Origin of the sequence: Bartonella sp. AC70YNML, from assembly GCF_042196545.1 — a bacterium.
GTDB lineage: Bacteria > Pseudomonadota > Alphaproteobacteria > Rhizobiales > Rhizobiaceae > Bartonella.
Window position 1 is genome coordinate 1 of sequence record NZ_JBHIQK010000015.1, and the last position, 21021, is coordinate 21021.

Genomic DNA, 21021 nt, shown 5'->3' on the forward strand with positions numbered 1-21021 from the left:
ATATCCACTAAACCAGCATGAAATAAGGCATTTGGCAAAAGAAGATAAGTTGGAACCTGTGGAACAACAGCTCTAATTTGGAGATTAGACGAAGGATTAATAGGAGCAGAATCCCCAGAAGGCTTTGGTTCAACAGGGGAAGAAGCAGAAGGAACAGAATCTGGAGATGAAGGAGATACCGGAACAGATGGCTTAGATGGCATAGCCTCATCTGTAGAAGTCTCAACTGGAACAAATGGTGCAGGCATAGGCACAGCAGAAGGACTTTCTGGAACTGTTGGTACAGAGGGAGACGGAACTGGTGCAGAAGGAGTCAGCGTCGAATCCGTAGGGATAAATGTTTCAGACGGTTCAGATCCCTCAGGCAAAGAAGGTGTAGATGGTATAAGTGGAGGCTCAACAGAAGGGGGTTGTTCAGGTGAAATAGTCTCTGTTGGTCGTTTAGAAGGAACCGTCTCTTCTTCAGATTGAGGAGGTAAAACTGTAGACGTTGGCTTAGAAGCAGTTTCAGAAGAATCTAATTCAGGACCAATGTAAACACTTTCGAGACGAAAATCCCAAAAATCCCCTTCTCCAACAACCAATCTATTCTTTGGATCTGCATTTCCAGAAGAAGAACTTGGACCATAGGCACGAAGTTTATATTGATAAGGAAATCCATTCACTGTAGTATAACTATTGGCTAACTTAAAAGAACTTTCCTCTGCTGTCCCAGCAACTTGAACAAGTGAAATACTTTGACTCCCTTTATTGCCAGCTTCTCCTTCTAAGGTTTTGGAAAATTTCTCCATCATGAGCAGTGTACTTCCCAAAACATTCCCGTAGATCAAAATACGATCAGTTTTTTGCGGATTAAACGAGCCGTCATTATTCACAAACGCACTCATCTTAATCTGCACATTTCCCTTTGCATTATAAGCGTCTTTATCATATTGTATCCCATCTATTGGATTTATGTCATTTAGATTACTTCCTTTCTCAATATATACTTTTCCAATATATAGCGTTTGATAATCTTGAGATATAAATTTATCAAAAAAAATTGTGCTATCAGAAATGCTTATAGACGAAAGTAATGAATCTACAGGAAGAGATTCCTGCAAATCTGTATGTTTCCTTTTGGTGAGATACCATGCAGAGCCATGTGTTAATTCTAAGTGAACAGTTGATACATCCTCAACACGAATACCCCCTATAAGGGTAGAATTCTTTGCTTTCACCAATAGAGAAGAATTATTTTGAGCCTTTAACAATAAATCACCAGAGATCTTTGTCCTTTCTGTTAATTCAATGGTAGCTTCAGCTCCATAAATATCATCTCCCGTACTATAAATGGCAATACCATCAGGAACTGAAAAAGTTGTCTGTGACAAATGCAAAGATGCTTCACCCCAAACAATTTTTTCTACTTTTGAAAGTTTTTCACTCCCTACCTTAAACATATCACCCCATACATCTGGACCTAATCCATAAAAATACAGACCGTATACTCCCTCACCCTGAACAGAAATATTGTTTTTTTCTATCTTAATACTTGTCTTTTTAAACGCATTTGATGAAGCGTATTCTTGAATCAACTTACCTTCAGCATCTGCATAACCTGCAAAATTCGTAATCAAGAAGCCATGCATATCAGTCAGCTGAATAGAATCACCACGCAAATGAACATTACCACCCTGTGATACGTCAAAAGCTCTTGGAAATTCATCAATAGTTTCATTATCAACTACAATCGTGTGTTTCTTACCTTTGCCCTGAATATTGGTTGTATCAATAAGATATTTTCCCCCAAGTTGTGTTGAAAACGCACCAATCTCATTAAAAGTAATAGTACTGCCTGATATCCTAACGAATGCATCAGAACTACTAAGAAATCCAATCCCTTTTGCATTCAAGTTATCTGATACAATATCAATATTTACGCTCACTAAAGCAATATCGGTTTTTTTTCCTTCTGCACATACAGCTTGCAAACTACCTTCAATCTTCCCTCTATTCATCACAACTTGCCCGTTCTGAACACGAAAACCGGACATATCCTTAATATTTGAATTGGTTAGAACAAGCTTGCCATCATCTTTTACAGATGCACTATATAAAAATGACTGCTTTGGCCTATGCAAGATAATATTTGTCTCTAATAAATTTAAAACAGTTCCCTCTTTTTCTATAGAGAAGACAGCAATAAAATCATCTAGAGAAGAGACAGAAGGAATATAATTTTTATTACTTATCGTATGTTTTTTACTATCGCTATACGTAAAAAAACTCCCTGATACATTACAGGAAGTTCCTAAATTATTAGGATTCGCATTAACATTCACGATTGGCAAAAAAGAAACAATAGCTGTTGTAATAAATAAAAATTTATACCCGCTTAATACATTAACCATAACTTTATTCCCAATTTGCCTTTCTCCCCCTGTTAGTTAAAAATAAAAAATATTCCCCATAATATTAAGTTAAACACACAAACAATGAGAAGTATAAAACTTAATATTCATTTTATACTTCTCAAAACACTTTATAACTTATGTAAAAATTACTCTATATTTCATAGGCATCTAAAAATGATAGCGTAAACCACCTGAAAAAATCGTCCCAGAAAAGCCAACTTTGCTAAGACGATACTGATCGGTCACATCTCCATGCAACGCAAAGTTTGAAGACAACTGAGCCTTCAGCCCTACTCCAGTTTCTAAAGAAGAACCAAAAGCTCCTAATTGAAATTCATCTCCAAACTGCACACGTTGTTTTTCGCCAAAACTATTGGTAAGATGAAGTTTCCCATTGAAAGAAACAACATGCCCTTCTTCAGAAGCAGCAAGCGTCTTGCTTAAATTCCCGCCAACACGCATCACCCACAAATCAAGCTTTCCCATTTCGACATCAAATCCATCGTTATCAGAGGTCTTATCAAACCGTATATTTTGATAAACGACCTGAACTTGCGTATCAAAAATAAGCCCCTTATGTCCTGTCATAAATGGCTTACCGGCAGCCAATGAAGCACTCAAAAGTGTCCCCTTCAATGTTGTTGTCTTACCTCTTGCTTGCGTGAGAACATCCCCTTTAAATAACCCGTAGAAAAAAAGTCCATCGATATAAAAGCCTGTATCATGCTGCATGCTGCCATATGCTGTAATAGACCATTTATCAAATGTACTTTTTTGCTTTCTTTAACATCTTGAGGCTGTAGAGAGTTTTTTCCCATTATTCTCCATTTTTCCAAAGCTCGAAGTGTGATGTGTATCCTCAATCGCATTGAGCAAGACACTTGCCTCTATACCATGAACATTAGAAACCTGAATCTTACCTTCATCAAAGGAAAAACCGCCCTGCTTCACACCAAACACAGATTGAGATAACGTATCATTTCTACTTTTCTTTTCGCCATTTCCTGTAATAGAACTTTTTTTAAAAGAAGTTTTATTGTCTTTTAACACAACCACTGCTGATGTAATCTTCTCAGATCTCTTTAATTCTAAAATTCCATCAGTTCCTGAAAGCCTTTTTCCCCTTTACTTTTTTGCGGTTTAATAACTATGTTATGAGTTCGTATTGTAAAAATAACACCTGTAGTCCTCCTATCCAATCTACTCATATATAACTTATTACGACTTCCAAAAGTACGAGAAGCATCAACTGTATCACACGAATACGACTTAAAAAGAGAATTACACGAGGGATTATAATCTTCTGCACTCACATCTATATTGTGCGCGAAGAAAGAAATAGAGGTCGTAAGAGAACACACACACATGACGTTTTAGTACTTTAATCATAATTTAGTCTAAACTTTCTTTATTTTATCTTCATAAAAAACTGATAAAGACACACCTAGTTCATCTACTCATTATTCTTATTATGTACCGTTATATATAATTTGTTTTGTGTTGTATGTAAAGTCAAAAATCAGAAAAACAACACAATAAAACCATGTTTTGTGTTTATGTCTTTCACAAAGGATGTATTAAAGAAAAATACAATTAAAAACGATAACTTAATCCACCAGAAAAATGCGTTCCGGAAAAGCCGTCACTCGTAAATTTATGCTGATAAATCAGATCGCTATGAAAAATAATTTTTGGAGATAATTGCGAAAAAACACCAAATCCAGCTTCTAAAGAAGTCCCAAAGGAACCAAGCTGGAAAGCATCTTTAAAATATACAAATTGTTTATCATCAAAACTACGAATGAAATGAAGCTTACCATAGAATGAAAGAACATGTGCATCTTTATCTTTAGTAAATGTAAGTGTCTTCGTTAAATACCCACCAATACGCATCCCCCAATGATCTGGGCTTCGCATATCAATATTAAAATTATCAATATCACGAGTCTTATGAAACTGAAGATTTTGATAAACAAACTGAACCTGTGGTTCAAAAATAAAATATCGGCTGCCTATCATAAACGTTTTACCAGCAGTTAAGGAAACACTTAGGGGCTTCCCTCTCAATGCAACCGTTTTACCTCGCTCAAGTGTGAGAACATTTCCATTAAACAAACCATAAGAGAAGAGACCATCCATATAGAGACCCGTATCATGCTGCATGCTTCCATATGCTGTGATTGTCCATTTATCAAATATACTTTCTTGACTTTGTTTAACCTTTTGAGGCTGCAACGAAAGTTTGCCATAATTTCCCATAATCCCAAAAGATGTCGTACTGTATGCACTTTCGATTTTCTTGAGTAAAAGACCTGCCTCTAGTGCATTATAATCAAGCTCACCGCCATAATCACCATATTTAAATGCAGACAAATTTGAAGTATAATGATGATGTCCACCGTAACCGCGCAAAAACAAAGCGGGATTTTCATCATTTTTTAACAACCGACCAGAAACAGTTCGCAGCGCTTGCAACTGCTTGCTTTGATTACTGATATCCATCAATCCAGCATAAAATAAGGTATTTGGCACAAGAATATAAGTCAAAACCTGTGGAACAACGACTCTCACATTTGGCTCAAAATAAGAAGAAGGCTCAAAAACAGATGCCGGAACAGAAGAACCAGACGCAGGTGGAGTAACAACAAAAGGAGTGGGTGAAACAGATGACAGAACAGGAGAAACAGATGCAACTGGGGAAACAACAGAAGGAGTGGGTGGAACAGATGGCGGAACAAGTGAACCAGATGCAGGTGGAGCAACTGGATTAGATTCAGCAATAGCGGGAACAACAGGTGCAAGAGAGGAAAGAGGATTGGGGATCTCAAGTACAAAAACATCAGATACATTAGGTGTGGTCGTAAGATGGGAATCCCTATCAGGAGAATCTACAGGAGAAGAAAGACTTGGCTCCTGAGGTTTTTGCTGAGAGTTAGAATCAATAGAACCATCCTCACCTCCAGTAATATTAGGATGAATTTTAAGAACAGAAGAAATATCATCAGAAGAAGGGGGGACAACCAAATCAAGAACAGGAAAAACTTTAGTGGAATCAACAAATTGACTTTCAAGTCGGAAATCCCAAAATGTTCCAGTATTTTTAAGCACTCTTTGATTGGAATCTGCAGTCCCTAAAGCAGAGCCTGGACCATAACTCTTAAGATGATACTGATAGGGGGAGGCTTCAAGTGTGACATACCCCCCATTTAACTGAAAAGAATCTTCCATGGCTTTTCCATAAACCTGAATAATGGAAATCCCCTGATTATTACCGCCCTCTCCCGTCAATGCCCCTGAGCTTCCAGGAACACTATACACATGGACTGTCGTTTTTCCTTCAAGATCACCATTGATTAAAAGCCGGTCAGTTTTTTGCTCTTGCAGAGCTCCGCCTTTATCCAAATATGCATTAAGATAAAGACGCGCATCGCCTTGTGCACGATAGACAGTCCCCGATCCTTTTCCGATGAGAAGTGTCTGATAACCATCTGTTGTTTTAGATTTTAATTCTTCAAAAACAAGAGAACTATCCGTAAGATTGACCGATGAAATGAAGGAATAGTCCCCTAAATTAGAACCAAAAGCATCAGAATTTTGCAATTTGTCATATTTTGGTCGCGATAAAATCCACTTTGAACCATTTTTTAAATCTATCTTAGCTGTAGAACTTTCATCAACATGTGCGCCTCCTACAAGGGTAGAAGCATCAGCCTCAATCTTTACAGTAGAACGCTCAACAGCTTTCAGGAGTGAATCTCCAGAAATTTTTGAATGTTGTGAGAGTTTAACAGAACTTTCGAATTCTCGACTATAAATAGCCGTACTTTCTGGAGCCATAAAAGTTGTCTTTGTCAAATGGACAGTCCCTTTTCCAGGTATAATTGTTTTTTTATCATTTAAGACAGCTTCCCAAAAAAAGTGCATGCCATTAAATCCATTCCCTCTCACAAAAATATTGGAATATTTTATATGAGCAGCATTATGGTTATTCCCCTGCACTACAATACCATGAACATTGTCGACATTAACGTTTCCTTTCTGGAAATTAAGAGAGCCTTTCCCCTGAAGCATACTAAAAGCAGAACCTTCACGATAATTATCTGTATTTGTTCCCAGTTTCCCCCTCCCACTAATAGAAACGCCCTCTAAATTAATTTCTCCATCTCCTCCTGTTTGAACACCAATACCATCAGCAAAATTAATTTTTCCTCCTTTCATATAAATTTTTGCACCATTATGACTCAAAAGACCTATCGCATCAGAAGATGTCTTAATCTCTGTCTTGGTCAAAGAAACAAGCGACCCTTTACCCCCAACACTGATCCCCATTCTGGTTGCTTTAATCACCCCATTCTGCATCTCAAAAGCTCCCTCATCATTAATATCGGCCCCTATCGACACGTTATTTAACATGGAATCAAATAGAGCAACGCCTCCCCCATTTGAGGACTTTACAGCTGTTGTCCAAGCGTTTGTTTCTGAATGGCTATTTGTATTTGAGACACCGTTAATGATTATAGCCTCTCCCTCAATGACTGTATTTTTCCCTGATGCCTCTATGGCAGCATCAGAACTTTCACCCGTAAGTTGATAAGTTTTCTTGGCAATTTCATGCGTTTTACCATCATTACAGCGATAAAATGAGGCACTTTCGTTACATGAATATGGCTTCTTCTCAGAAGAAATCTCACCTGCATCAGTATTGTATACAAAGAAAAAAATAACCGTTGTAAAATGACATAAAGAGAGATGATTTTTAAACATAATTTTCTACAAACTTTCTTCCCCTTCTCTAAAAACAAAAAACACGCATTCTGTTTAATAAATTTGGTTACGCGTGATAATTTAAAATACGTTTTGGATTTTATATATCCACCCTATGTTTTATGTAAAGCTAGAATCCCAAAATATCACAATTTAAAATTGTATTATTTATAAAAACGCGTAAAAATATAGATAGAAATAAAAACTCTACCCCAAAGCGGTGATTTCAAGAGAATTTAATAAAAATACACTAAAGGAAGAAAAACAGCATAAGAAGCAAAAACTGCAAACCAGAAAGCCCTATCTCGTTTCTAAAAAGAAACAAACTTGCTCATGCAAAAAAACATTTTTTTAAAAAACTTGTTTAAAAAGTTGCAAACAAATAATAAAAAACCACAAGCTATGCTTATGGCTTTTTAAATAACTTACCCCAAGACGATCACCTAAAAACGATAGCGCAATCCACCAGAAAAACTGATTCCAGAAAAACCACCTTTACTCAACTTATGCTGATAAACCAAATCACCATGAAGCGCAAATTTTTGAGACAAGCGAGCATTAAGACCTAATCCAGCCTCTAGAGAAGAACCAAAAGCCGCTAACTGGAAAGAATCTTTAAAACGCACAGCTCTTTCTTTGCCAAAATCATGAGCAAAATGAATCTTTCCATAAAAAGAAACATCACGATCTTTTTCAGACGCAGTAAGAGTCTTTATCAAACGACCACCCATCCGCACCATCAATTGATCAAGTTTATCCATCTCAATATTAAAATTATCAATATCGCGGGCCTCATTAAATTGAAGATGCTGATAAACAACCTGAACCTGTGGATCAAAAACAACACCTTCATATCCTGTGGCAATTTTCTGACCACTCATCAAGGAAACACTTAAAGGGTTACCTTTCAATGTTGCCGTTTTACCCCGTGCAGTTGTCAGAACATCTCCCTTAAACAGACCATAAGATAACAAACCATCAACATAGAATCCTACATCATGCTGCATACTGCCATAAACTGTAGCAGTCCATTTATCAAATGTACTTTTTTGGCTTTGTGCAACATCTCGAGGTTGTAGAGAAAGCTTTCCATAAGACCCCATCACCCCAAAGGATATAACACTGTCAACATTTTCAACAGTTTGTAGCAAAACACCTGTCTCTAGTGCATAGTACCCTAGATCTCCCCCATAACCATATTCAAGCGCAGATAAATCTGAGGCATAACGATAACTCCCACCATAGCCACGCAAAAATGAAGCAGGATTTTCATGAATTTCCAACATTCCACTAAAATTAGTCCGTACTATCTCTAACTGCTTGTTTTGATTACTGATATCTATCAAACCAGCGTGGAATAAACTATTTGGCAAAAGCAGATAAGTTGGCACCTGAGGAACAACAACCTTAACGCCTTGCCTAGAATGATGCTCACCACCTAAACCAAGTTTAGAACTCTGAGTTAATCTAAATGTAGTATCAGAATCAACAAATCCATTTTCGAGGCGGAAATCCCAAAAATCTCCTTCACCTTCGACTAATCTTTGAGACGCACTCGCTCTTCCTAATTCAGAGTTTGGGCCATAAGCATGAAGCCTATATTGGTAAGGTAGACCGTCCAATGCAATATAATCACCATCCAACAAGAAAGAATCTTTCTCTGCTGTTCCAGAAACCTGAATAATCGAGATACCTTTATCATTTCCATAATGCCCCGTACCACCTCCTGGACTTCCTGAAACACCATGCACATGTATTATTGTTTTTCCTTCAATATCACCATGGAATAAAAGACGATCCGTTTTTTGATTCTGAAGAGCCCCCCCCTTATTCAAATAGGTGTTGAGATAAAGATGTGCATTACCTTGTGCTTTATAAACTTCACCTGTTCCTCTCCCAACACGAAGTGTTTGATAGCCATCAACTATGTTAGTTTCTGGTTGTTCAAAAATAATAGAACTATCAATAAGATGTATTAATGAAATTGATGAAACACCTATAGAACTAGAAACTTGTAAATTTTTATTTTTCGGCCGTGATAAAATCCATTTTGAATCACCTCTCAACCGAAATTCAGCAGAAGAACTTTCATCAACATGTGTCCCCCCTACAAGTGTAGAAGCATCCACTGAAACCTTCACAAAAGAGCCATCCTCAACCTTCAGTAATAAATCTCCAGAAAGTTTGGAATTATCCAACAGCCTAACAACACCACCAGATCCTCTGCTATAAATAGCTGCACTCTTTGGAACTGTAAAAGAGGTTCTTGTCAAGCCAACAATCCCTCGTACGGGTAAGTTCGTTTTTGGAAGACTTCCGAACATCTCTTCCTCACCCGCAAAAATATAAAAATAATGAGGATACTCGTGATCCTTCATTTCCTCATTTCTGTCTCCTAGTCCCTCCCAAAAACGCAACCCATAAGACGTATTACTTTCTACCAAAACCGTAGAATCCACGATAGTTATAAAGATACCCTTCCCATCGATATTATTCCCATGCATTGAAAAACCATGAGCATTGGCTAGATTAACTTTACCTTTCTCAAAATGGATACTCCCAGCATCAAACGCATGAAAAGCTGAATTTTCATTATGGTCATCTATACTCATCCCCTGACTACCTTGTTCGGTAATAGAACTACTCCTTAAATCGACCTGTCCCCAATTTCTTACTTCAACTCCGATACCCTTTGTAAAGTTAATCTCTCCTCTTTCTATAATCACTTGTCCATGTTCACTCGCCACGACCCCATACTTCCAAAAACTTTCTTTTGAAATAACAGCACTTGAAGCATCCTTAACAGTTATATTTTTCCCGAAGAGAAGCGTTTTTCTTCCAGATGCTTGTATAGCAACAGTTTCATTCGTATTTTCATCAGTTTTTTGATAATTTTTATTGTAAAAGTAGTGTTTTTTACCATCATTACACCGATAAAATTCACTATTCATAATACATGAAAATTGATCCTGATTATTTTGTGTCTTACCATTAACGCCAGAACGACCTTGTACCCCAGTATTAACAACAGCACCATCTTGAACCGTAGCATCAACATTGTGTGCAAAAAAAAGAAATGCTGTTGTAAAAGTACATAAGGAAAAACGATTTTTAAATAGATTGACCATAATTACACCATAATTTTGCCCATAAAAGTAACACGTAATGTATCAAAGAAAACTTAACAAAGAGAAAAATTAGTACGTTTTGGATTAACTGTGCAGACCTTATTAATTCTTTTTGTGTTTTATGTAAATATGGAATTTAAAAGTTACTAAAAATACAGACTAAATCTATTTTTTTATAAGGAATTTGCAAAAATATAACTGAAAAATGAGAGAAAAATCATCTTTAAAGTTGTTATTTAAAAGCAGCTTTAAGAGATTTTTGTACATTAAGAATGCCTATTTTAACTGTTGTTTAATCAATACCCAAAGCGTGTATAATTAATATTCGAGATAAATATTATATTGAAACAATAGGCACTCGTAAGCAGACAAAACTGAATATATGCCAAAATTGGGAAGCAAAGCTATCACATACAGCTGTTTTAGACAGTGTTTATGGAAATACGAACTAATTTAGAAAGAGGAGGAAAGTGTAAAAATTAAAATCTGTTCCGATTTTTACCATCTCTTTTCAACATTTAAAAATATTCAGAGCCGTATCTAAAAGGTGAAAATGACATATAATTTTATCTTTTTATTTATCACATTCTTTAAAGAAAACGCACTTTCAAAAAAATAATACGTTATTTATGTTTCTAATCCACCAATTTTCTCAGATATACCTCATTATTTCCATCTCCATTTCATAACGACAGCAGATATAATATCAAGTTTATCGGATACAGCCCTCATTGCGCCTGAGTAGCATCTTTGTCTTTGCCAATTTCTAATATTGTAAATCCTCTCCTCTTAACATAATCCCCCAAATTATATTGACTCCTTTCTTAAACGATTATCCACTTGCTAATCTTACATATAATAGACAAAGGAATGCTTTTTATGGATTCATCATAAGAGCATTGAAAATATTCAGCGCCCTAAATTAAAAAATATCTTTATAAATCAAAATATTATAAATAATATAATAATCACTCTGAAATACGCATTTTGAAACGATAACGTACAAACTCTTCAGACTTTTCAAAAAAAACGAAAGAAGTCCAACCCAAAAGCATATTAAAGATATGCAAAGTCACACTCTCGTAAAAATGCTATAACACAAAATGAATAGATAATGAGAAAAAGCCACAAGTATAACTTGTAGCTTTTTGAAAGATTAATCAAAAACAGCAACAAAACTAGAAATGATAACGCAATCCACCTGAAAAACTCGTTCCAGAAAAACCAGCTTTCGTTAGTTTGTGCTGATAAACCAAATCACCGTAAAGCGCAAATTTTTGAGATAATTGAGCATTAAAACCTAATCCAGTTTCTAATGAAGAACCAAAAGCACCTAACTGAAAAGCATCTTTAAAATGCACAAATTGTTTTCCTTCAAAACCATGAGCAAGATGAAGCTTGCCATAGAAAGAAACAACCTGAGCCTCATCAGTAGCAACCAGCCTCTTTGTTAAACGCCCTCCAACACGCCCTACCCACTGATGAAGTTTTCCTAAATCAATATCAAAGCCGTCCACATCACGTACCTTATTAAATTGAAGATATTGATAAACAACCTGAACTTGCGGATCAAAAACAAAACCGTCCTCTCCTACCATAAATGTTTTACCAGCAGACAATGAAGCACTTAAAGGATTTCCCTTTAATGTTGCCGTCTTGCCCCGTGCAGTTGTTAGAACATCACCTTTAAACAAACCGTAAGACACAAGACCATCAACGTAAAAACCTGCATCATGCTGCATACCACCGTATGCCGTAACTGACCATTTATCAAATGTACTTTTTTGACTCTGCTCAACATTCAAAGGTTGCAAAGAAAATCTCTCGTAAGCCCCGATAATTCCAAAAGAAGTGGAACCATACATATTTTCGATTGCTTTTAGCAAAACACCTGCTTCTAGTGCATTATAATTAAACTCGCCGCCATAACCATATTCAAGCGCGGAAAGATTTGAAGTATAACGATGATTGCCGCCATAACCGCTCACAAAAAAGAGAGGGTTTTCACGACTTTCTAATAAGCCCCCAGAAGTAATTCGCAAAGCTTCTAACCGCTTATTTTGATTGTTAACATTCATCAAACCAATATGACGTAAAGCATTAGGCAAAAGGAGATAAGTCGGAACCTGCGGAACAACAGCCTTAACGCCCGGCTTAGGACGAGGATGGGGCTCCGGAGCTGGTTCTGGAGAAGGTTCTGGTCCCGGAATTGGCTTAGGAGAAGGATCTGGTTTAGGTTGAACATCAGAATCTATAGACCTACTTTCAAGGCGGAAATCCCAAAATTCTCCGCTCCCTTCCACTAATCTTTGATCCATGCTTGCTTTTCCAAACTCAGACCCTGGACCATAACCATAAAGCTTATATTGATAAGGTAATTCGTTTAACGCTACATAACCACCTTTCAACTGAAAAGAATCTTGCTTTGCTTCTCCTGAAACCTGAATGACTGAAATACCTTCATTATTTCCCCCCTTTCCCGTATATCCTCCTGGACTTCCTGCAACTCCATGCACTTGGAGCTTTGTTTTTCCCGAAACATCCCCATGAATTAAAACACGATCAGTCTTTTGATGATTAAGAGCACCACCAATATTCAGGTATGTATTAAGGGAAATAGAGGCACCTTCCCGTGCTCTATAAACCTCACCCTTTCCCTTTCCAATACGAAGAGTTTGATAATCATCAACAGAAGGAGATTCTGGTCTTTTAAAATGAATAGAACTCTCATCCATAAGACTGACTAATGAAATAGAAGAATCATGTGCAGCCGCATGTTGATCTTTTTGCACCTGTTGTTGTAAAATCCATGTAGAACGACCTCCCAAATAAAGTTCGGCATTAGAGTCTTTATCAACGTGTGTGCGACCTTCAAGCGTAGAACCATCAGCCAAAACGATCACAGATGCCCCTTTCTCAGCTTTTAATAAAAAATTCCCTGAACGAAGAGTGCTTTTCATCAAACTCACCGCACCAGAAATAACATTGCTGCCATAAAGAGCCGTATCGTCTTCAACAGAAAACTCTGTTGTATCCAAATTAACAACTTCCAATCGTGGTGGAGCTTTTTCTTCCTCTAATGAAATCTCCTCTTTTTTATCCCCATCTTCGCTCCATGGCTTTTCTCCCTGAAAATAGATACCATAAGATCCCTCACCCTTTACGGTAACAGAAGAAGACTTAAAATTAGCCTCGGTCACATAAAAGTTATTCGATAAATCTTCAGCTTCAGCTTCTGTTTCAGATCGTTCTGGTACAACACTAAAAAGCTTGACGGGATTTTCTAATAATATACCATGTGCACCCTCAACCTTAATAGTCCCCCCTGTAAACTCAACACGTCCCCCTTCATCCATTAAAAAAGCCGCATCATTTTTATCTTTGTGGCCCTTTCCAGTAAGAGTAACACCATCGAGAATAACCTTCCCTCCCAACATCGCAGAAATCCCATGACTGTTGGTAAAGTTAACCTCCCCACCTTCCACCCAAATATCTGCCCCGCTATAACTGGAAAGACTTGCCTTCCCATCACGCGTATTAACTTTTGCACCCTCTAAAATAACCAATGAATTCCCCACAGCTTCAACAGCCCTATCACTGTCCTCTATAATCCCTTGCTTTACCTCAATGATTCCATTATGAGCAAAAAGAGCTAACTTTGTATTTTTAAGCGTCGTTTTTTTCAAAACAATCTTTCCATCATCGGATACAGCCACACCACGCAAAAAAGATTTATCAGAAACTTCACTGCTAACAGTTACATTCTCTCCATCAACTCTGGTCCCTATCCGCTTCACTGTTATAGCAGTAGGATCAACAGGATAATTGGAAACGTTTTCTTTCGTAATTGTATAAGATTTATTATCAATTTTGGATTCCCCGCAATTATCACATACATAATACAACCCACTATAGTAATAAAACCCAGGATTTACTCCTCTTCCATCAGAGTCTGCATCTTTAACAGAGTTATCTACATTATCCTTATGTCCATTCCATCCATCCACTCCACTCAGCTTACGATAGTCACTCCCCCCACGAATACCCTCATCGTTATTGCCAACAGGGATATGATGAGAAGTATAATGATTATTCTGCCCACTCTCTCCCTTAAGAGGAGGCTTATGCGCATTACTCCCGCTAAGATGATTACTAGGAGTGACACGGATATTATTGATCGGAATAACACTTATAGTATAAACTTTACTATTCCCCTCTGCAGCCGCATACACTTCTCTTCCATTTTGAAGCAAAGAGAGGATAGCTGTTGTACAAGCACATAAACATACATGATTTCTAAAAACTTTAATCATAGTTCCCTCGAAACTTTCCTTCCCCTCTCATTAAAAACAAAAGCACTTACAAAACACCCCCTTGCACACCTCAAAAATACGAAAAGTGTAACAAAAGAACATGCCTCATGCCTATTTGAACTGTGCAATGAATTATCCCAATAAATTTGGCAAAAGCTCTACGCTAAAAACCATCTATAAGAGAATAACAACAAAACACAATTTATAAGTGTATAATGCATTCTGTATTTAGTGTAAAGAAAAAATGAAACCAGTACGTGCAATTAATTAAAAACACAATCTAGCCTTGTGAACTTTAAAAATTAATCCACAAGGAGATGAATGAAACAATGATTTAAATCCGTAAAAAACAAACTCTCAAAAACGAGCTTTAGAAAACATCAAATATTATATTAGATAATATCAATACAGTACTAAAAAGGATAACGTAATGCATACCATTCTGCTGAACGCTTAAAAAGCCGATAAAAGCGAAGCACTCTATCGCATCAGTAGCAGCATAAATTTTAAGAAAATTCGCTTTAGCGGAGAAAAGTGCTCTCATACACAAAAAAACTATGTTTTTTTTGCTCAATCAAGAAGACGAAAATCTTTTAAAGACAACACAAGTTGTTACAAAGAAAAAAGGCAGCACAATGTGCTGCCTTTTCTAAAAAGGTACATAGTGTACCTTATATTAAAACTGATAACGTATTCCTCCGGAAAAACTTGTTCCCGAAAAACCAGCCTTATTAAGCTTATGTTGATAGAGAATATCAGCATGCAGAGAGAACTGTGGCAACAATTTGGCATTAAAACCTAATCCAGCCTCTAGAGAAGAACCAAAAGCTCCTAACTTGAAAGCATCATTGAAATGCACAGACTGTTTTCCTTCAAAACCATGAGCAAGATAAAGCTTACCATAGAAAGCAACAGCATTCACGCCTTCAGAACCTGTAGGAATCTTGGTTAAACGTCCACCAACACGTGCTACCCACTGATTAAGGTTACCCATTTCAATATTAAAATTGTCGATATCACGGGCCTTATTAAACTGGAGATGTTGATACACAACCTGAACCTGCGGATCAAAGACAAAGCCCTTATATCCTGTCATAATTGTCTGACCACCAGCTAAAGAAACACTCAAAGGATTACCTTTTAATGTTGCTGTTTTACCCCGTGCAAGGGTGAGAACATCACCTTTGAACAGACCATAGGATAAAAGACCGTCAACATAGAAGCCAACATTATGCTGCATGCTACCATATACCGTAGCAGTCCATTTATCAAATGCACTCTTCTGACTGTGCTCAACATTCACAGGCTGCAGAGAAAGTTTTCCATAAGTTCCCATAACGCCAAAGGATATAGCACTATCAGCATTTTCAATAGTTTGCAGCAAAACACCTGCCTCTACACCATTATAACTAAGATCACCTCCGTAACCATATTCAAGTGCGGACAGATCTGAAGCATAACGGTAACTTCCACCATAGCCGCGCAAGTATAAAGCAGGATTTTCACGAACCTCTACCATTCCTGTAGAAGTCATCCGCAACGTCTCCAATTGCTTATTTTGATTGCTAATATCCATCAAACCAGCGTGGAATACGCTATTAGGCAAGCTGAGATAAGTTGGAACCTGTGGAACAACAGACCTTACAAATTGTGCAGGAAGGGCAGCAGATCCAACAGACTTAACATACTGATTTTCTAGACGGAAGTTCCAAAATTCTCCACCATCCTTAACAAATTTCTGCTGAACATGCTCCTGTTTCGAAGTCGCTTCTGGAGCATAAGCACGAAGGGTGTATTTGTAAGGTGAGTTTCTCAGTGCAACATAATTGCCATCGAGTTGGAAAGAGTCTTTCTTCGCTTGACCATAAACCTGAATAATTGAAACACTATGAGCAATCTTGGCATTCGCTTTACCATCTCCTACATTGCCCGCATCACCTCGTACATGTATTTTTGTTTTTCCAGAAACATCACCATGAATGACAAGCCGATCAGTGACTTGCTGATCATTCGGATCACGAGGATTTAAACGTGCATTGAGATGAATTACAGCATTACCCTGTGCCGCATAAACTGTTCCTTTCCCATTTCCAATATGGAGAGTCTGATATTTGCCTTCAGATTCCGAAGGTGCAAAATCAATAGCACTATTTACAAGACTTACAGAAGCAATGCATGAATCCACACATCCTGAATCTAGAGTTCCCAAATTCCTCTGTGCACTTCTTTTTAGAATCCACTGTGAATTATTAGCCAAGTCTAATTTTGCATAAGAATTTTTATCAACGCGAACACCGCCTGTAACAATAGAACTATCAACTGAAACCAATATGTTCGAATCATTCTCGGCTTTTAATAACAAGTCACCAGCAAGAGTTGTTTTATTTTCTAATGAAACATGACCACCAGAATTATTACCATAGATAGCTATACCATTTGCAACTTGAAAATCAGTTTTTTTCAACGAAACTGTCCCCGTTACGCCTATAGGTGTATTCTCCTGTTTGGATACAACGCTCCGCTTAACAACGCCTTTTTGCGCAGTTTCTAGATTCTGACTTCGATTTTGTTGAATCGCTTCCTTCTGTGTTCCCCCATCAAAATATATGCCGTAGACTCCGTCGCCTTCCACTTTAACAGTAGAAAACTCGATATTTACGTAATTCATAGTAGGACGAACGTCAGAAGATCTCCTTCTCCTAGAAGAGCCAGTCTCAACCACATTATCATCAGACTTTATAATCCACAAAGCATGAGCATCAGTAACAACATTTCCGTTCTTAAAATCAACAGAAGCATTATCACTCACCAAAAAAGCTGCACGTCCAAATTTCTCTGTAGAATTCGACTTTCCTGCTTCTTTTTTCGCAGTAATATTAACTTTGTTTAATCTTACACGTCCCCCAGCTTCTGATCTCACAGCCACTCCATTTGTCAGCATAACCGTTCCAGAGTCCATAGTTACCTCACCAGCCTGACTCGCCAAACCAGCCACAGCTAAATCCCCCGTTACGTTAATTTTCGTATCCTTTAAATTAACAGATGATCCAGAACCCGCCAAAGCGCCTACATAACGCGCATTGACTGTTCCAGCGTTCATCGTAATCTTTCCACCCCTTTGCGCTTCAAGCCCAATTAGAGAAGATTGAATTGTTGAATTTTTTTCCAAAACGACTTCTGCGCTATCTTCTGCAAGAACAGCACTCATAGCCTTTAATTCAGTAAGATCAACATTGCTTTCGTTATCACTCCCCCCCATAATTGTAGCATTCTCCAACTTAATAACTGTATTCTCATTCTGTGCATGCATAGAATGCTGAACTTTATCATTCCCTTTCAGTATAAGATTTTTTATTGTATGTGTCTTACCATCACCGCATGCATAAAGAACTTTCTCCACAGCATTACTCTCTTCGCTATTGTTCTGTATATCATTACACTGAGAAGAAACATCACCATCACCAGAACGACCCAATACAAGAACACGCCCAACAGGTCCACTAGGTTTTACGCCAGATGCAGCCGCCGATCCTATAGATGCAAATTCCTGATGTACACCACCTGTATCAGATCTCAAAAGTGAAACACTTGAAGGAGAAATTATAGCTCCAGATTCTCCAGACACAGAAGATTCCACCAAACCACCACTATCTCCTCTTCCACGAGCGTCAGTGACAGTATTAGAAACACGAGGAACAACATATTGATTTTCTAAGCGAAAATCCCAAACACTTCCACTATTCGCATTTCCACTACTCGCAACTAAACTCTCATCAAAAGGTTGTATTTCCGAAGAAGAAATGGTTGGACCATAAGCACGAAGAACATACTTATAAGGCAACCCTTCTCGTGTAATATAATCACCGTCTAGCCTAAAAGAATCCGCCTCTGCTTGTCCAAAGACCTGAATAATTGAAATACTATGAGATTGCTTATCATCTTGTTGTGTTCCTTCTGAAGTATCTTTTACACGCACTTTCGTTTTTCCAGCAACATTACCATGAATCAAAAGCCTGTCAGACATTTGATCACTATCCGAAGTATTAGGAACTAAACGCGCATTAAAGTAAATATAAGAATCTCCAGAAGCAGCGTAAACCGTGCCGTTCCCATCCCCAACGCGAAGCGTTTGATAACCTCCATCTCTATTTTCGGATCGTAAAAACGCAATAACACTATCTTTGAGATCTATAGACGAAACACAAGAATCTATACAATATGTATCCGAAGCTTCATTACTATACTTACTTTTTACTAAATGCCACTCTGATGAAGCAGCTAAAAAAAGGTTTGCACTCGCGGTGCTATCAATGCGTGCAGAACCTACAATACTAGAATCATGAGCAAAAACTTTCAAACTAGAAGAACCTGTAGCACGCAATAATAGATCACCAGAAACTAATGTGTCATGCCCTAAAACAACAGAACCGCTCAAATCGTCACCATAAATAGCCACACCATCTGGAACATTGAGAACAGAACGTCTCAAAAGAACCATATGCCTCCCATCTACTTCTGGTTCTTCCGAGAAAGATGCTTGGCTTTCTACAACATCTCCAGTAGTTACTGTAGCTATAGTTGCTCCTGCAACATCACTACTTCTTTTAACTCTAGCACTTGATTCTTCTCCTTCTTCACTTTGATTATTCGTTTCTAAACTTCTTTTTTCGAATTCTGGTTCACTTTCACCAAAATATATACCATAAGATCCTCTATCTTTTACTGTAATAACCGAATAATTGATAGCAGATCTAATGCTGGCATAGTCATCAGCAAAAATATTCTCAACAAATTCAGTAAAACTATCAACATCTCCACGACCAGACCTTGAAGTAATGGCATTAAAGATACCATTTTCAATACTGTAATTACTATTTATCCATAGAACAATAGCATTAGAACCGTTAAAGATTACATGATTAGAAGAAACAAAACCACCTTCCAATAAAAAAACAACACTCGGATCCAGTACACTAGAAGCAGCCTCTTCACCTAAAGTTCCTTCTGGAGATTCCTCATTGTTTCTCTCTTTTTCAGCAATATGAATTCTAACATCTTCTAGTTTAACAAATCCTTCGTCTTCCGCCAAAACCCCCACACCACCTTTTGCAAAAGTAATTGATCCAGATTTCATCGTTATTTGAGATTCACCAGAACTATGTAAACCAACTACATTCAGAGGTACTTTATCATTAACGACTTCCACATTAATATCTGTTCCCTCTAAAAAAATAGACGATTCAAAACTAGCTACAGCACCAAAAAAAGTTTTTTTGATGCTTCCTCCCTTCATATGAATATTTCCTTTGTACCCAGCCTCAAGACCAGTAACAAAGTTCTCGATATTTGACTTCAGCAATTCAACCTTTGCACCTGCTAACGAAAATACAGCACTCCCAAACCCCATAACAGCATTTTGAGCACTAAAGCTTTTAGGATCTACACCAACGATAGATACACCTTCTACCTTTACACTTGTCGCCTTAGCAATATTTACAGTTTTGGAAAGAGGTCCCCTTACAACGCCAGAACGCGAAGAGTCAACAACACTTACACCTCCGGAGATATGCCCTCCTACAAGACTATTAACAGTCCTAGCAGCCCTGGCAGTTCTGGAACCTGCACCTCCCGTTACAACACGAGAACGCGAACCATTCGCATTGCTAGAACGCGAACCATTCGCATTATCTATAACAAGACGCCCCACTGCAAACACAGCATTATCACCGTATTTTTTTACACGAATATTACCTCCTTTTATTGTATGTTCTCCACCGTCTACACATATAATGGATCCACGCTCTAACTCATCAGGACTATTTTCACACATATCTGTACCATTTTTAGGAAAAAGCGCAAAAAGAGGTATCCGTGAACCAGGAATTTGTCTTATAGAAACGTACGCTCTAGGCAATGAACCCTTTGCTTCTGATGTAGGTTCAATGAGTACTTCTAAATATTGCAATGCTGAAGATAGTCCTGTAACTATAGATTCAGGCGTTGGAACTATAGAAGAGATTGAGTTAGAGACAGATGTTGTAACTGTATCCAATGCAAGTGAAACTACCTTTTCAGCGATTGCATTAGAGAAAGATGTTGTAATTGAACTAGGAACGAATGACGCAAATGGAGATAATACAGGCGAAGAGAATGGGAACCAACCACTCCCCATAGAAACATCTACACCTTGCAAAAAGAAGAAAGCACTTGTTGTCAGTGCGTACAAACGTGTACGCTTTTTAAATACATTGATCATATGTCAAACTTTCTAAATAATGTTGCAAAAACACTAGAATTAAGTGAAAATGAGGTAAGTGAACGATTTGTAACATATGTCAGTCAACTTTACAACATAGTGTTATTTATTTACGCTTCATTTTGTGCATAAAAATACCAAAGTTAAGTTTTTAAGTGCGCAAA

Annotated in this window: 5 protein-coding genes and 1 pseudogene; all 6 read right to left on the bottom strand. The window is 37.6% G+C overall.

Annotation, left to right across the window (positions count from 1 at the left end; all coding sequences use genetic code 11):
* Positions 1-2393: autotransporter outer membrane beta-barrel domain-containing protein (locus tag ACFIMU_RS08000; RefSeq protein ID WP_375696992.1), on the bottom strand; the 2393-nt coding region annotated here is incomplete at its 3' end.
* A 171-nt stretch (positions 2394-2564) separates the two neighbouring features.
* A pseudogene (locus ACFIMU_RS08005) lies at positions 2565-3293 on the bottom strand (autotransporter domain-containing protein); the annotation flags it as partial.
* 696 nt (positions 3294-3989) lie between these two features.
* Positions 3990-7160 (bottom strand): autotransporter outer membrane beta-barrel domain-containing protein, encoded by a 3171-nt coding sequence (locus tag ACFIMU_RS08010; protein WP_375696993.1) that lies wholly within the window; start codon positions 7158-7160, stop codon positions 3990-3992.
* A 443-nt stretch (positions 7161-7603) separates the two neighbouring features.
* Positions 7604-10288, bottom strand: coding sequence for an autotransporter outer membrane beta-barrel domain-containing protein (locus ACFIMU_RS08015; protein ID WP_375615392.1), 2685 nt, complete (start codon positions 10286-10288; stop codon positions 7604-7606).
* A 1178-nt stretch (positions 10289-11466) separates the two neighbouring features.
* Positions 11467-14601, bottom strand: coding sequence for an autotransporter outer membrane beta-barrel domain-containing protein (locus ACFIMU_RS08020; protein WP_375696994.1), 3135 nt, complete (start codon positions 14599-14601; stop codon positions 11467-11469).
* 676 nt (positions 14602-15277) lie between these two features.
* On the bottom strand, positions 15278-20857 hold the full coding sequence (locus ACFIMU_RS08025) for an autotransporter outer membrane beta-barrel domain-containing protein (protein ID WP_375696995.1): 5580 nt from the start codon (positions 20855-20857) through the stop codon (positions 15278-15280).
* Positions 20858-21021 lie beyond the last annotated feature (164 nt).